The 15276-nt window shown below is 58.3% G+C and carries 11 protein-coding genes and 3 pseudogenes; 3 read left to right on the top strand and 11 right to left on the bottom strand.

The annotated features are described in order from the left end of the window. The first annotated feature begins 85 nt into the window (after window positions 1-85). Window positions 86-484, top strand: a complete 399-nt coding sequence (locus tag G5137_RS00230; protein ID WP_216953528.1) for a MerR family transcriptional regulator — start codon at window positions 86-88, stop codon at window positions 482-484. Between the two features lie 89 nt (window positions 485-573). Here G5137_RS00230 and rplY read toward each other — a convergent pair whose 3' ends face one another. From rplY to G5137_RS00255, 5 genes are all read right to left on the bottom strand, one after another. Continuing rightward, window positions 574-861 carry a 50S ribosomal protein L25 gene (rplY, locus tag G5137_RS00235; RefSeq protein WP_005345280.1) on the bottom strand — a complete coding sequence of 96 codons (288 nt, stop codon included), beginning with the start codon at window positions 859-861 and terminating at the stop codon, window positions 574-576. Between the two features lie 115 nt (window positions 862-976). After that, a complete protein-coding gene (locus G5137_RS00240; protein ID WP_421254678.1) occupies window positions 977-1810 on the bottom strand; it encodes a hypothetical protein in 834 nt (277 codons plus the stop codon). 95 nt (window positions 1811-1905) lie between these two features. Continuing rightward, window positions 1906-5805 carry an ATP-dependent RNA helicase HrpA gene (gene hrpA / locus G5137_RS00245; RefSeq protein ID WP_421254679.1) on the bottom strand — a complete coding sequence of 1300 codons (3900 nt, stop codon included), beginning with the start codon at window positions 5803-5805 and terminating at the stop codon, window positions 1906-1908. Window positions 5806-6045: 240 nt separating this feature from the next. Beyond that, entirely contained in the window at window positions 6046-6468 is a 423-nt protein-coding gene (locus G5137_RS00250; protein WP_421208468.1) for a CBS domain-containing protein, read from the bottom strand. A 121-nt stretch (window positions 6469-6589) separates the two neighbouring features. After that, window positions 6590-7867, bottom strand: coding sequence for an HD domain-containing phosphohydrolase (locus G5137_RS00255; RefSeq protein WP_421254680.1), 1278 nt, complete (start codon window positions 7865-7867; stop codon window positions 6590-6592). Window positions 7868-8087: 220 nt separating this feature from the next. On the opposite strand from G5137_RS00255, the pseudogene G5137_RS00260 reads away from it, so the two are divergent. Together G5137_RS00260 and G5137_RS00265 are read left to right on the top strand one after the other, a co-directional pair. Then, window positions 8088-8232: pseudogene (locus tag G5137_RS00260) on the top strand (IS5/IS1182 family transposase); the annotation flags it as partial. 135 nt (window positions 8233-8367) lie between these two features. Then, window positions 8368-9407, top strand: a pseudogene (locus tag G5137_RS00265) (IS481 family transposase). A 115-nt stretch (window positions 9408-9522) separates the two neighbouring features. Here G5137_RS00265 and G5137_RS00270 read toward each other — a convergent pair. From G5137_RS00270 to G5137_RS00295, 6 genes and pseudogenes are all read right to left on the bottom strand, one after another. Further along, the gene (locus G5137_RS00270; protein WP_421254681.1) at window positions 9523-10125 is read right to left on the bottom strand and encodes a site-specific integrase; all 603 of its coding nucleotides are present in this window, start codon (window positions 10123-10125) and stop codon (window positions 9523-9525) included. 56 nt (window positions 10126-10181) lie between these two features. After that, window positions 10182-10601, bottom strand: a pseudogene (locus tag G5137_RS00275) (hypothetical protein); the annotation flags it as partial. A gap of 503 nt (window positions 10602-11104) precedes the next feature. Continuing rightward, a complete protein-coding gene (locus G5137_RS00280; protein ID WP_421254682.1) occupies window positions 11105-11329 on the bottom strand; it encodes a hypothetical protein in 225 nt (74 codons plus the stop codon). Next, complete coding sequence (locus tag G5137_RS00285; RefSeq protein ID WP_421254683.1) at window positions 11326-13275, bottom strand: hypothetical protein; 1950 nt, start codon at window positions 13273-13275, stop codon at window positions 11326-11328. Before G5137_RS00285 ends, G5137_RS00280 begins: the two co-directional genes overlap by 4 nt. A 12-nt stretch (window positions 13276-13287) precedes the next feature. Beyond that, window positions 13288-13692, bottom strand: coding sequence for a hypothetical protein (locus G5137_RS00290; RefSeq protein ID WP_182721791.1), 405 nt, complete (start codon window positions 13690-13692; stop codon window positions 13288-13290). A 2-nt stretch (window positions 13693-13694) separates the two neighbouring features. Continuing rightward, window positions 13695-15275: a hypothetical protein gene (locus tag G5137_RS00295; RefSeq protein ID WP_421254684.1), complete on the bottom strand. Its 1581-nt coding sequence runs from the start codon at window positions 15273-15275 to the stop codon at window positions 13695-13697. Window position 15276: the final 1 nt, after the last annotated feature.

The raw sequence follows: 15276 nt of genomic DNA on the forward strand, positions 1-15276 counted from the left end.
TTTTCTATGCCATGGGAACAAGAGTTGCAGTGCAGTTTACGTTTAGGTAAGGTGCCAGCAGGATTTAGCTCGCCAAGAAGTTTATATGAACAAAAACAAGGATGAAGCCCGGAGCTACAGCATCAGTGAACTGGCTCGGGAATTTGATATTACGACGCGTAGCATCCGTTTCTATGAGGATCAAGGGTTACTCAATCCCGCCAGAGAAGGGCAGACCCGCATCTACAGCAAGCAGGATCGGGTTCGTCTCAAGTTGACCCTGCGTGGTAAGCGGCTCGGTTTCAGTCTGGCCGAGATCCGGGAGTTGTTTGATCTTTATGATGCCGACAAGAGCAGCCGCACCCAGCTGCAAACCATGCTCGGGCTGGTTACCGAAAAGCGGGAGACGCTGCAGCAGCAGATGGAAGATATCAGGATGGTGCTGCTGGAGCTGGATGCCGCGGAGCGGCGCTGTCAACAGGCATTGCAGCAACTGGGTCGTTAAAGAAGGGGGCCGTGAGATCCCCTTCTCATGCTTCAGATAACAAAAAGCCACTCCTGAGAGTGGCTTTTCTGCTACCTGACGGTTCGTGATTAAACGCGAACGAAGTCCAGGTGAACCAGCTTGTAACGTACCGGGTGACGCTGGATAGCTTTCACTTTCACGTTAACTTCTTCGCCGTTGATAACCAGAGTCAGTACGGACTCATAGAATTCCGGCTTTTCTTGGGCCAGGATGAATTTCTTGTGGTCAACAGTGATGGACTGGGCTTCTTTGCCTGCACCGTAAACGATGGCAGGAACTTGGTCAGCTTGACGCAGGCGGCGGCTCGCACCTTTCCCCAGGTCAGAACGGACTTCAGCTTGGAATACGAAAGACATAGTATGTATCTCTTTTAAAGGAATGTATGGTGCAAACTGCGACCGGTCAGCACCTCGCAAAACGAGCGCGAATACTACCATGGGCCAATAGCGGATACAAGGCTCATCCCGCGCTTTAACGCCCCTGCTCAAGACGAGCAAATTGCTGTTGCCGCTGGGCCGGACTCAACGCATCAAACTGCGCAAGCGTCTCGGCGCGAGGACAGTAGAGCCCCTCCCCGGTTTTGACCCGGATACTGTTACCGAGGCCCGCCCTGTTTTCTGCGGCCAAGGCCAGCAGATAGCTGTAAGTATCTGCCCCCACCCTGCTGGATAGCTGATTGGCGATGCGCCACAGCGTCTCACCCGCCGCGACCCGATGGCACACTGAGCGCCCCTCGCCAACCGCCGGCGCAGAGAGTGTCAGTGTGGTGCTATCAGATGACACGCTGGCCGCCAGCAGACCATCACTGCGACTCCCCCTCTCGCCAACTGCGGCACCAAGCAACGCCAGCAATGGCTCTGCTTCGTAGCGGGGGGCGACCGCCAACTGAACCGGCATGGCACGAGGAACGTTGAACTCGGCGATAAAGGGCGCTATGAGTTGCGATGGCTCAAAAGGTGAAACACTGCCATGCTGCACGGTTGCAGCGACCTGGCCGGGGGCGACCCCGTAAGCCATCTCGTCGATGCGCCGCAATCTTGCCAGATAGGTTTTGGAGAGCTGCGCCTCCCCCTCGAACAGATCAAAAGGAGGTACCAGACGGGCAGGAAAGAGGATCTGCCAGCGACCATTTTTCTGTTTCTGGGCCAGCGGCGGAAACTGGTTGCCGTGCCATGCCACAAACATAGCGGGCGGCGTGCGCGCCAGCGGGTAATATTCCGGGTTCAACTGCACCCAGGTTTGTTCCGCAATGGGTTGATAACCGCTGATCACCACCTGCGCCACACTCAACCAGACCCCCAGCATCCTTGCCTCCCTGACTTGCGGTTTGAAGGGGCTACCTGACCGGCAACCCCTTCTTATCACGCGCTATCATGCTGTTAAAACAGTTAGATAGCAGCTTAGCACTGAGCGATGGCGTTAAGCACCCGTTTATCGGAGACCGGATAAGGGGTGCCCAGATTCTGGGCGAAGAACGACACCCGCAGCTCCTCGATCATCCAGCGGATATTGGCCACCTCGGTGGGCACCAGCTGGGATTTGGGGATCTTGGCCAGCAGCGCCTTGTACTCCGACTCCACACTGTGCACCTTGAGCATGTAGACCCGATCCCGGTTGGAATCGATGGCCAGCTTCTCCAGACGTCGCTCGATGGCCCGCAGGTAACGCAGCAAGTCAGGCAGCCGCTGCCAGCCGGTCTCGGTGACAAAGCCCTTGTGAATAAGGTTGCCGAGCTGCTGCTGGATATCTGACATGGCAAAGGCGGTGTCGAGCTGCATCTTGCCCTTGAGCCGCTTCTTGATCTCATGGGAGAGCGTCAGCACGGCTTCCACCTGCTTGGCCACCTCCACCACCGCATCGTTGAGCTCGGCGCGAACATACTCCTTGAGCGCCTCGAAACCGGCCTCGTCCCAAGCCAGCCCGCCATGCTGCTCGATCAGCTTGTCGCAGCCACAGGCAATGCAGTCGTCAATCAGCTCCGCCACCTTGCCAAACGGGTTGAAATAGAGCCCGAGCTTGGCCTTGTTGGGCAGCTTCTCCTGCAGATACTTGATGGGCGATGGCACGTTGAGCAGCACCAGCCGGCGCTGACCGGCCCACATCAGCTGCTGTTGCACCACCGGGCTCTCCACCAGCTGGATGGCGACCGAATCTTTCTCGTCTACCAACGCCGGATAGGCTTTCACCTCGAAGCCGCGGCGCTTCTGGCTGTACTCCTGCGGCAGCTCGCCAAAGCTCCACAGGGTGAGGCCGGACTGCTCGATGTCATCGTCCGCCACTTGCGACAGGGTCTCCTGTACCTTGCCACGCAGCGACTCTTTCAAGGCTTCCAGATCTTTCCCTTCCGCCACCTTCTTGTGCTTGTCATCCACCACCCGGAAGGTGAGTTTCAGGTGATCGGGCACCGCAGCCCAGTCCCAGGATTCGCGGGGTACGGTGACGCCGGTCATGCGGCGCAGTTGGCGCTCCATCTCGTCCAAGAGCGGCCCCTGCTCGGGGTTGATGCTGGCAAGCAGCGCATCGGCGTAGTTCGGCGCCGGCACAAAGTTTTTGCGCATCGGCTTGGGCATCGACTTGATCAGGGCGACCAGCAGCTCATGACGCAACCCCGGGATCAGCCATTCAAACCCCTTCACCTCCACCTGATTCAAGAGCGGCAGCGGAATATGCAGGGTCACGCCATCGGCGGACTCCCCCGGCTCGAACTGATAGGTCAGTTTGAGTTTGAGGCGTCCCTGCTGCCAGAAGTTGGGATAGTCGAGATCACTGATGTGAGCGGCATCCCCCTTCATCAGCATCTCTTTTTCGAAGTTGAGCAGCTCGGGATCCTGCTTTTGCACCTCTTTCCACCACTTGTCGAAGTGGCGGGCGGAGATCACCTCCTCCGGCAAACGGGCATCGTAGAAGCGGAACAAGTCCTCATCATCCACCAGGATGTCGCGCCGACGGGACTTGTGCTCCAACGCCTCCACTTCGGTCAACAGCTTGCGGTTATCGCTGAAGAAACGGTGACGGGTCTCGAAATCCCCCTCCACCAGTGCGCGGCGGATAAACAGCTCGCGGCACAGCGCCGGATCGATACGGCTGAAGTTGATGGTGCGCTCATTGACCAGAGTCAGACCATAGAGGGTCACCTTCTCCTTGGCCATCACGGCACCGTTTTTCTTCGACCAGTGGGGGTCGCTGTGGTGCAGCTTGATGAGGTGACCTGCCAGCGGCTCCACCCACTCCGGTTCAATCTTGGCGTTGATGCGGGCGTAGAGGCGCGAGGTTTCCACCAATTCTGCGGCCATCACCCACTTGGGCGGCTTCTTGAACAGACCCGAGGCCGGGAACAGGTGGAAGCGGCCATTGCGAGCACCAAGGAACTCGGGCTTTTCCAGATCCTTGTTACCGATGTGGCTCAAGAGGCCGGTCAGCAGGGCACAGTGCACCGTCTTGAAATCCGCCGGTTCATGGTTGGCTTTAAAACCCAGCTCCTTGACCGTCTGACGCAGCTGGAAATGGATGTCCTGCCATTCGCGCACCCGCAGATAGGAGAGAAACTCCTTCTGGCACATGCGGCGGAACGGGTTGCTGCCAAGGGCATCCTGCTGCTCTTTCAGGTAGTTCCACAGATTGACGAAGGCGAGGAAGTCGGAATCCTTGTCCTCAAAGCGCCTGTGCTGTTCGTCGGCGGCCTGCTTCTTCTCCATGGGCCGCTCGCGGGGATCCTGAATGCTGAGGGCCGCGGTGATCACCATCACCTCGCTCAGGCAGCCAGTTTGCGCCGCGCTGATCACCATCTTCGCCAAACGCGGATCAAGGGGGATGCGCGAGAGCTGGCGACCGGTCTCGGTCAGCTGCAGCTTGGCTTCGCGATCGCCCGTGGCGGGCAGCTCACGCACCGCCTCCAACTCTTTCAATAGGGTCAGGCCATCCTTGATATGGCGCGACTCAGGCGGCTCGACGAAGGGAAACGCCTCCATATTGCCAAGGCCGAGCGCCAGCATCTGCAGGATGACGGAGGCCAGGTTGGTACGCAGGATCTCGGGGTCGGTAAAGGCGGGACGGCTATTGAAATCCGCCTCCGAGTAGAGGCGGATACAGATACCATCCGCCACCCGGCCGCAGCGCCCTTTACGCTGGTTGGCGCTGGCCTGGGATACCGGCTCGATGGGCAGGCGCTGCACCTTGGTACGCCAGGAGTAGCGGCTGATGCGAGCGGTGCCCGGATCGATGACATAGCGAATGCCCGGCACCGTCAGCGAGGTCTCCGCCACGTTGGTGGCGAGCACGATGCGCCGTCCGGCATGTTGCTGGAACACCTTGTTCTGCTCGGCGTTGGAGAGGCGGGCGTAGAGCGGCAGCACCTCGGTGTCGCGCAGATTGAGCTTGCGCAGGGCATCGGCGGTATCGCGGATCTCCCGCTCGCCGTTCATGAAGATGAGGATGTCCCCCAGCCCTTCACGGGCCAGCTCTTCCACCGCATCGAAAATCCCCTGCAGTTCATCGCGCTCTTCGAGCCCTTCGCTCTTGTCACTGGTGAGTGGACGGTAGCGCACCTCCACCGGGTAGGTGCGACCGGAGACCTCGATCACCGGCGCCTTGTTGAAATGGCGGGAGAAGCGCTGTGGGTCTATGGTGGCCGAGGTGATGATCACCTTGAGGTCGGGGCGCCTTGGCAGCAGCTGTTTCAGATAACCCAGAATGAAGTCGATATTGAGGCTGCGCTCGTGGGCCTCATCGATGATGATGGTGTCGTACTGGGTGAGCATCCGGTCGTTCTGGATCTCCGCCAGCAGGATACCGTCGGTCATCAGCTTGATGTGGGTCTGCTCGCTCACCTGATCGGTAAAGCGCACCTTGTAACCCACGTAGTGGCCGAGTTCGGACTCCATCTCCTCGGCAATACGGGCCGCCACGGTACGGGCCGCCAGACGGCGTGGCTGGGTGTGGCCGATAAAGCCCTTCACCCCGCGCCCGAGCGCCAGACAGATCTTGGGGATCTGGGTGGTTTTGCCCGAACCGGTTTCCCCTGCAATGATCACCACTTGGTGCTCTTGAATCGCCTTGGCGATCTCCGCCTGCTTTTGGCTGACTGGCAGATTGTCCGGATAGGTGACCTTTGGCACTCCGGCCAGACGGGTTTGATAGCGCGCTTCGGCGACGGCCAAATCAGCAGCAATAGTCTCAAGCACGGCAGCCTGCTTGACCTCGGGCAGCTTCTTGACCCCGTGCAGACGGCTGGAGAGACGGCGGGCGTCGAGGTTCATGCAGGCAGAGAGACGGCGGCGCAGCGCCTCGATAGAGAGAGACAAGGTACGAATTCCTTAAATAGGTGCCCAAAGGGGCCATATCGATAAGCTGGGAGCGATCCTAAAGAGCGAGCGGGGGCGGTGCAAGCCTTAACGTAGCGTTATATATGGGAAGACAGAGAGATTGGCCGCTCCTCAAACATGACAAAACAACCATTGTAAGATGGCATAACATGAATAAATGGCAGCATATTAAATAGCCAAGGCAAGCCGAAGCTTGCCTTGGGAGAGAGAAAAACAGGGTTAACCGTGGGAATGATGGACAAAACAGGTGGTGAGCTGGGCGTGAATGGCCTGCATGACGTTGTGGCGATTGATGACACCGAGCAGGCGTCCCTCCTCCACTACCGGATAGATCTTCGGCTTTTGCCCCATCATCATCTCCGCCAGACTCAAAATGCTGGTATCGGGTCCCACCGACAACACCTCCTTGCGCATCACATCCTTGACCTGCGCCACCTGTTCGCAGTGATAGGCCTCTTTAAGCAGCACTGCGATGCAATCCTGCTCGGAGATCCAGCCAATCAGATGGCCCTGCCCATCCACCACCGGGCCACCGAGCTGATGACTGTTCAGAAATTTCTCGACCGCAGCCTGCACCATCATGTCTGCAGTGAAGGTAATGGGTCTGCTCTGCATATAATCCCTGGCTTTTAGCGATTCCATATCAATTCCCCTATCCATAGTCCAATCAGGCTGGCGTCTTGCGCGTCAGTACCGGCACCACGCACGGCTTGCTCCAAGCATAGCTGGCTCACTGCCGGATGGGTCAGCCTCTCCTCCCCCATCAACCGATTGCATATCTGTTTTCATTGGCCGGCATGGCCGCAGCCATCATCTGTGGCAGATGATCCGCTAACGTCGCCACCACGACAGGATCTACCCGACCCTGAGCCGCCAGTTGTTGCATAAAGGCCAGAGCATCACGAGCAGGCAGCCCACGTCGATAAGGTCTGTCCTGCACCATGGCCTGGAAAATATCGGCTACCCGCAGGATGCGCGCTTCGAGCGCCATGGCGGATGCCGGCAGATGGAACGGATAGCCCTCCCCGTCAGGCTCCTCATGGTGATAGGCCGCCCAGCAGGCTATCTCCTCAAACCCTTCGATATGACGCAGGATCTGGTAGGTTTCGAAACTGTGGGTATTGATGATTGCCCGCTCCTCCGGCGTCAAGCCGGCAGGTTTGTCCAATATTTCATCAGGAACCCTCAACTTGCCGAGATCATGCAACAGCCCTGCAATTTCGAGCATGTCACAATGGACACTACTAACCCCCAGCCGCTCAGCCAGGGCACGCGAAAGACGGCTCACTCCGAGGGAGTGTGTCATAGTGAATGGACTTTTGGCATCAACGATACCCGAGAAGATCCTGGCCAACGCTTTTAGCTCACCATTATCGGTGATGCAGGACTCCCGCTGCCTCAGCATCTCGTGCATGTAATCATTGATGGCTCGCGCCTCCAGTTGCAACCAGAACGCCTCCGAGCGGGAGGCTTGGAGAAAACCATCCAACAGATCGGTGGCAAAGAACTCGTCACGGCAATCCTGCAGGCGTGCACGGATCTCGTGTGTATGCATTAACAATGAGCCATCGCCATAGAATGGGGCAGCCAGCGCATCGCAACGATCCACCAGAAAGATAAGGTTGGCCTGACGAGCAACCCGGGGGTCCACATCGGCCATCTCGCGCAAGAGATGCCAGTGGGTATGATGATAACGGATAGGCAGTGCCAACGGGGCCAGCAAGCGGAAATCCTTGAGCAGCTGATATCCTACCTCGCAGTGACGCTGGGAGGACTCCCAATCGAACTCACTAACCAGATGGTGATGGGTGATGGTCGAGGAGACACCAATATCGTGCAGCACGCCGAGCTCAAACAACAAACAACATTCAGCTGTATCCAGCCCCAATACCCGACCACACTCGGCCGCCATGATCCCGACCCGTTTACCATGGGCCACATCGCCAATTCCTACCAGATCCAGTGACGCAGACAAGGCATAAACGACCTGTCTGAGATCCACCTGAAGCGAGCACGAACCGGCTTCCTGCGCTTTGTTCATGATCCCTGTCCCATGCTGTTTTGTGATGATGCAAGGGTGTCGTTTTACTCCTTGCTACTGATAAATCTAGTCATTAATCCCATGGTTTACCTCATCACGGTTTTGCAAAAAGCAGTGCAAAGAGGCTTATAGAGCCCTTGTATCCCTACTACCGCTCAACCGGGCCTCTTTCACGCGAACAAGACCTGCTGCTCGATGGCATTGCCGGGATACACCCAACCGGCGTAGAAGGATAAAAGCGATCATCGCACAGCATGTGCGAGCAGTCGCGACACCATAAGGTTCCGCACACTGGTGTTAAACAAAGCTCGTTATTGCAGCTAAATGCAGTCGCGCGGTGCTTCGGATGGCTGAAGAGGTTTCAGATATGAAAAACAGGCGAGAGGTTATGCTGTATGGAAATGGTATTCACCTGACAGTTGCCCACAAAAGGGAGTGGTCATACGGCTTCAAACCGGATAACAAAACGGTACCCCTACCGTGTTATCTTGAGTCACCATATGACCACCAACGAGAAAGTAGCACGTCGTAAACTCAGCCTGCTAGAGCTTGCCAAAGAGCTCAATAATGTCAGCAAAGCCTGCAAGCTCATCGGCTACAGCCGTCAGCAGTTCTACGAAATTCGCCGTAATTACCAGACCTATGGCGCCGAGGGATTGCTCGACAAATTGCCCGGCTGTAAAGGGGCTCATCCCAACCGGGTTGCGCCCGAGAGTGAACAGGCCATCCTCGATTACTCCCTCACCAGACCAACTCATGGCCCGCAGCGGGTCGCACAAGAACTGGCTCTGCAAGGCATCAACGTCAGTGCGGGCGGTGTGCGTGGCGTGTGGCAACGGCACGACTTGCTCTCCAAACACGACCGCTTGCTGCGCCTTGAGAAAACACACCGGGAGCTGACCATTGAGCTCAATGACGAGTAAATTCGCCTGTTCGAGCGTCTCAGCCCAGAGTTTCGAGAACGTCAGATTGAGGTCCACTACACCGGAGAACTGGTGGCTGTCGACACCTTCTTCGTCGGCGCGATCCAAGGGGTTGGCAGGTGTATCAGCAAACCGTGCTGGACTGCTACAGCCGCCACGCCTGGGGACGGCTCTACATCAGCAAGCTGCCGGTGACCTCGGTCTATGTGCTCAATGAAACGGTACTGCCGTTTTCCGAGGCCCACGAGGCACGGGTCTATACCATTCTGTCGGATAACGGGCGCGAGTTCTGTGGGCGCCCAGACCATCATCCCTACGAGCTGTTCCTGCAACTGGAGGGGATTGAGCACCGGACAACCAAGGTACGCAGGCCGCAGAGCAACGGCTTTATCGAACGGCTGCATCGCACACTGCTGGATGAACACTTCCGTATCAAGGGGAGGACGACCTGGTATGAGTCGATAGAGCAGATGCAGACAGACCTGGGTAGCTACCTGGCGCACTACAACACCCAGCGGCCGCATCAGGGCAGGATGATGGAGGGACTGACGCCCTACAGCATGTTCAAGAAGGGTCTGAAATTGATACCGAAGGAAGTGCGCTCTAAAGTAGCGTAAACAAGACACCGGCTTGAGGCCGGTGTCAGGTGATAACTAGATCTGTACACACTTGCGCATGAGGGATACCACCTTTCCCAAACCCATCGACCACCAGCCACTGCGCTGGATAAAGTCACACATCATGGCCTGGATTGACAGCCACAACCGGATCAGTGGCAACGCCTAGCTCCCGCTGGATCACTGTCCACCAGCGCTCATAGGCAGCCGCTTGATCCTCAAGCCAGTCATGTTTGTTGTAAACAGCCATCACGCCAGTCAGGGTGTGCCCCAGCATCACTTCGGTGATATGGGGCGACACCCCCAATTCCGATAGCCTGGTCGACAGCGTTCGACGAGCATCATGAATCCGCCAATGGGGGATCCCCAGGCTGCTGCGCAAGCGGCTCACCAACCGATTACATGAGTGGATCTCTAGCGGACCATTCCCCTCCCCCTGACCGGGGAACAGATAGACCGGGTCCACCGACGCCATGGCGGCTCGTTCGAACAATTGCTTGCCCACCGATGTGATGGGGCGGCGGATAGGCCTGCCGGTCTTGCTGATCTCCGCCGGCACGGTCCAGACCATAGACTCGTAATCCAGGTCCTGACGCCTGAGCGTTCTGGCCTCGGAAAGCCTGCCCCCATAGACCAGGCAGAGCAGATGAATCACCTTGTTGCCGGTGCCAGTCCGACTGGCCTCAATGGCCCGCCAGATCTTCGCAACCTCTGGCACCGTCAACACCCGGTGACCGGTCTTAGCGGGAGCGCCAACATCCCTGGCCCGCAGACTCATCTGTTGGGCATGTAGATCGTGCCGCGGCGAGCCTGCCAGTTGAAGCACGCCTTCAATGCCGTGATCACAGCCCGGGTTACCCCTGGTGCCCGCTCACTGATGGTATCGAAATAGCTCAACCACATGTCCATGGTGATCTGGTTGATTGGCCGGTCAGGCAAGCGGTTCTTCACTGACGAGAAGGTATAGCGATAGTATTTCTGGGTGCCTTCTCGGCACTCCCGCATCACGTACTTCTCGAACCACTCATCAAACAAGGCTGCAGGCGTAGGCTCGTCGCCCGAGGCACTGATCCGCGCAACACCGCTTTTGAGCTTATCGGCCTTTATCCGGGCCTCTCGCAAGGTCAGAACCGGGTACCGACCAAGAGAGGTCCGAACCCGCTTCCCGTCGACCACATGCCGAACTTGGAACGCAACTACCCCTTCGGTGAGACCTGGACACTCAACCCATCACCGTCGCTCACTTCGCTCGGGCCAGCATATGGTTTACCATTCACCCCTCGAAGCCAGCTATCTGATAACGCCATTGCTACCCCATTAAAATTTTGTACCACTCTCATGGGGGTATTTTGTACCAGATAATGTACCAGCAGGCCATTGAACAACGTCAGGTTTGGGTGAACGATGAAAGTGTCTTCGGAATTTTCACCTCACCAGAACGGCACTAAACCCTGAAAAATCAATCAGAAGCGCGAACACACAAGAACACATGAGCACATCAGCGAAGCAGACCACCCAGCCCACTTACTACTTCCACGACTACGAGCCATGTAATTAATGGTTTGTTTTAAAATGAAAAAGAATAGGAAATTACAACTTTGTACTAGATTTTGTACTAATTTTGATTGTGTGGTCTAACGACCAGTTATTCGGCACATCTCTGCAACTGATTTCTACTGACTACTGTACGCCCTCAATCAGACATCTATTTCATAGGTCGGTAAATCCGGCGCCTCTCCTGTCAGCTCCCCTCCCCTGTAAAATGCCTTCTTGCCGATGGCTACCCCGGTGCCCCGTACTGTGACTGTCCCGCCAGCCAACGTATTGAGAGTGGTGGTCGTGGTACCTACTGCTGTCACGGTACCAACCAACAAGGGATCTGCGCCGGGTACCAGTTCAAGGAATCGCCTAAACAGATTCATACAAATCGCTCCACACTCAGCTGTTGGCGCACCGTCATGGCCCGGCTCTGCAGCGCAGCAGAGACCCTGACGCCCCGGTTGTAGCCCTTCCAACCGTCCACGGCGAGCAATGCGCCCGGCAGGATCAAGCCGGTATCAGCTGACAACGGCAGTTCAATGGTCTGGGTACGCTTGGGCATGGTCTTGGCCAGCCCCACCACACCCTGGGCACGGGCGGCCGTCACATCACACACCAACGGGTGGGTGATGGTCGGCGCTTGTTGCTCGCCAGCCGTTCCCTGGCGCACAACCCGCACACTGATGCCCTGGTGGCCACCACTTACCCAGATCCCGTTGGCGGCATGACCCGGCTGGAAGTCACTGCCCAGGGTGGTAATGATGGCTCGGGGGATCGCCACATCGGCCTGGGCAGTATCAAGCTGCCACGGCACTGTGGGATATCGCGGCTTGATGACCAGATGACGGTTACGCTGGTGTGGCAGCACAAAGCCACCGGCCGCCTCGGCCAGGTACCTGACCACCTCGATCGGGGTCTGGTTGTCCAGGCTAAAGAACCCTGCAGGCACCGACCAGTCAGCCGCTTGCCAATCCAGCGTCCACCCCACCGGCAATACGGCCGCAGCCAGCTGGGCCATGGTCGCGGCTGCACGCTCACTCACCGCCTGCGCCAATACATGGGTTGGCGACAAGTAAGCGGTTCGCGAGCGGCCCGTCAGCGTTGCCGACTCGCGGCCAAAGCTCTGGCTCGATTGCCAACCATCGCACACGCAGTCCCATCGCTGACCGTTGATATGGATGCTGACCTCTTCCTCATCGGTCAACGCAGCTGCCGCAATACGGGGGATCTGGGCGCTGAACTGCCACGCCCAAGAGTCGGTATCGAGCTCGATGCTCACTGCAGTGGCCGGGATATCGAGCCCATCCCGTACCCGCACGATCTTCGCTGTATTGCTCACCAGATAAACCCTCCGGGTTGGAATGACGATTGCCGCATCACTGCCCTGCCAGACGAACTCCAGCTCTGCCGTGTCGCGCTTGCGCCCGAACGCCAGCCGCAGCACCCGCTTATCGGGGCGGATGGGGGGCTTGGGTGGTTCTGGTGGTGGCGTCTTGCCCCAGGAGGGCAACATGGCCTCGTCCCAGCCATCACGCCAGCCCTCTATCAGCGGCTTGCCGTGGTGCCAGGCTTGAGCGGCGACCCCCTTACCAATGAGGATGCCCTCTTGCCACTGGTCAGCCTGCCAAGCCTTGTCAAAGCGCGGCGGGTTGGTGAACCCGACCAGGCGCCAGCTGCTGACCGGCGCCGCCTCAACCCACAGGGACTGATTCGCCACATGGCCAGCGGCCAGGCTGTTATAGCCCTGGCGGCTCTGCTGGCTGACCGGCAGCCCCTCGGCAAAGCGTTGTTGATTGGCCATAAACGTCTGGGGCATCTGCTCGCCCAGCTCAGCCACCTGCTGCTGATGCGCGGCGGCCTGTTGCCACAGGGAGCGGCTGGTTGCCCGCTCGGTTCCTGCCTTCTGCCATTCGCTACTGAGGGCCTGGGAATGGCGATCAGCCCGATCCCAAACATCCCCCATTGCACTGGCAGGGCCTCGGAATACGTTCTGGTCATACTGCCCGGCGAGCACAGGCAGCGGGGCGCGGGATGTGCTGGCCATGGTGCATTCAATGACGAACGCGCCGACCAGCTCCCCACGGCCATGTGTATGGCTGGCAAGCACCGCATCAAGTCCCACAGAGCCGCCCAGCATCGCGCTGGAGCGATGCGGGGTGCCATCCAATACCGATGACAGCACCAGACCCGGTGACGCACTCAGGCGTGGCGGCAAGTTGGTACTATTCAGGATACCTACCAGGCGCACCACGTCGGACTGGTTCAGCTCCAGCTGGCCATTGATGCTGCGAGCCTTACGCAGCGCTAGGCTGGCATCCTTTCTGGCCATATGGCCCCCCGGTTACGGTTCGGTGATGGTGGCGGTATTAATGCGGATCAGCGCACCGGCAAAAAACTCCGCTGCGGGCAGCTCCAGATCGGCGCCGCTGCCCGGCACCCCGACATCAAGATCCGCCACAAAGGCCCCATCCCGGTCAACAATGCGCCCCCAGGTAGGGGCACCGCTGGCGGTGGCCATCTGCTCGGCCAGGGGCTTCAGGGTCAGCACCCCACCGCTGATCGTCTTGGCGCAAGGGTGGCTGAACGTCAGCACCACCAGAGCCAGCTGGTCAGTCGTAGCCGCCCCAGGTGCCGGTTTGGTGCCGGTATAGATAGTCAGCTTGGCACTGGCCCCGCTGCCTGTATCAATGGCCGTGGCCAATAGCTGGGCGCGACTGGTGCGCAGCCCTTCGGCATAGGAGATCATGGTTATTTCCTCTTGAGCAGGGCAATCAGGGGGAACGGCTCGGGCGCCACGCCACCACCAGGCGGATAGGGTTTTGGCGCCTGATAGTCGGCGGCTACGGCGTTGTAGTCAGCGGGGCCATATGCCGGGTCATCCTGGGCAACCACCATATAACGGCGATTCAGCCACAACAGATCGAACCGATAGACCCCATCCGCTGCGCGGCTGTAGGTCTCGCCTACCAGTTCGCCATCCTGGGTGAAGCAGAGCACCCGCCGCCGTACCCCCATCCCGCTGATGGTCACCGTACTTTCAATAAACCCCTGCTCCACGTTGCGCACCCCATCGCGGATCCAGAAGTAATCTCGCCCCTTGCAGATCACTCGCTGGCTCATCTGCTGGATACTCAACGGGCCGGGATAAAACGGCGGTTTCCCTTGCCACGCCACATCTTGCGGCAGGAACTGGGCGCGGGTCTCTTGGTTGGCCACGGTAACGGTCATCGGGGTGGTGAACAGCACATAGGTAAACTCGACCTGGAGCGGGACAAATTCAGTCCCTATCTTGGCCAGTCGGTCTCCCGGTTGCAGCTCTATCCATATCTTGTATTGCGATGAGGCAATGAATTGCGTTGAGCGGGTAAACACCTTGGTTTGGTAGTAGCCAAACACCTGCCCATTGATAGCGGCCAAGCCGAGATAGGGTGCATCCGCTGGCCCTTGAGTGGTCACCCCGCCCACCGTCAATTTGGCCACACCATTCAGGTAGGCCAGTTTGGCAACCACAGCGCCAGCCGCATCGAACAGCACCCCAGTCTGACCAGGCAGGATACCGCGCGCCAAGACATAGGATGGTGCAGTGCCAGAAGCAACCAACCCAATCCCGGATTGATGTTCAATAGCCGCACCGACTGGCAATACCAAATCCGGCTGCAATGCGGTGTACTGCTCTGCCGTCAGCGCCACAAAGTCCCCATTAAACCCAGGTGGCCCGCCTGCAATGCGCAAATAGGTTTCAGCACGGCAACCGTTGCCACCTGTATAGGTCTCGTAGGAGCGCATATTGCTAAAGCGCAGGGTCGTTACCACCGCCATATTGCAGGTCAGGGTAAATGACTGGTTGCGATGCTGACCGCCATCATCGGTATAAATCAGGCTGGTTGGGGTAAAGGTCAGCTCTCCATAGGTTCGCGGGTATGCGTCTCGCTGGGTGGCTTTGGTCAGGCTGGTAAGGCTTGGGCCGTACCATAGCCCGCTGCGATAGGTGCCATCGGTGCGGGTGCGAAGGGCGGCGACCACATTGCCCGCCGCATCCAAAAACTCCAGATCCATATCGCACAGGTCATTAGCCCAGCAGGCGTTGGCTGCCCCAATCTTCAACCGATACCCAATGGGCTTGAACGGGATAGACCCACCCCATACGCCGGTATCAGCGGCACCGCTCTTGTTATAGGCATAACGGAACAACCCGATATCGGCGGTATCGCCAAACCAGTCTGCCCATTCCGCCCCACCGGTCGCGGTTACATCAAGCGCGGCATCGTAGGTAATGGTCTGGGCGGCCGATAACATTAGCCACCCTTTTGACGGCAAGAAAGTCGCCATG

The organism is Aeromonas sp. 600282, from assembly GCF_049175755.1.
GTDB lineage: Bacteria > Pseudomonadota > Gammaproteobacteria > Enterobacterales > Aeromonadaceae > Aeromonas > Aeromonas veronii_A.

Coding starts and splice junctions, on each gene's coding strand:
- G5137_RS00230 (WP_216953528.1), top strand. CDS start 86: ATGAACAAAAACAAGGATGAAGCCCGGAGCTACAGCATCAGTGAACTG.
- rplY (WP_005345280.1), bottom strand. CDS start 861: ATGTCTTTCGTATTCCAAGCTGAAGTCCGTTCTGACCTGGGGAAAGGT.
- G5137_RS00240 (WP_421254678.1), bottom strand. CDS start 1,810: ATGCTGGGGGTCTGGTTGAGTGTGGCGCAGGTGGTGATCAGCGGTTAT.
- G5137_RS00250 (WP_421208468.1), bottom strand. CDS start 6,468: ATGGAATCGCTAAAAGCCAGGGATTATATGCAGAGCAGACCCATTACC.
- G5137_RS00255 (WP_421254680.1), bottom strand. CDS start 7,867: ATGAACAAAGCGCAGGAAGCCGGTTCGTGCTCGCTTCAGGTGGATCTC.
- G5137_RS00280 (WP_421254682.1), bottom strand. CDS start 11,329: ATGAATCTGTTTAGGCGATTCCTTGAACTGGTACCCGGCGCAGATCCC.
- G5137_RS00285 (WP_421254683.1), bottom strand. CDS start 13,275: ATGGCCAGAAAGGATGCCAGCCTAGCGCTGCGTAAGGCTCGCAGCATC.
- G5137_RS00290 (WP_182721791.1), bottom strand. CDS start 13,692: ATGATCTCCTATGCCGAAGGGCTGCGCACCAGTCGCGCCCAGCTATTG.
- G5137_RS00295 (WP_421254684.1), bottom strand. CDS start 15,275: ATGGCGACTTTCTTGCCGTCAAAAGGGTGGCTAATGTTATCGGCCGCC.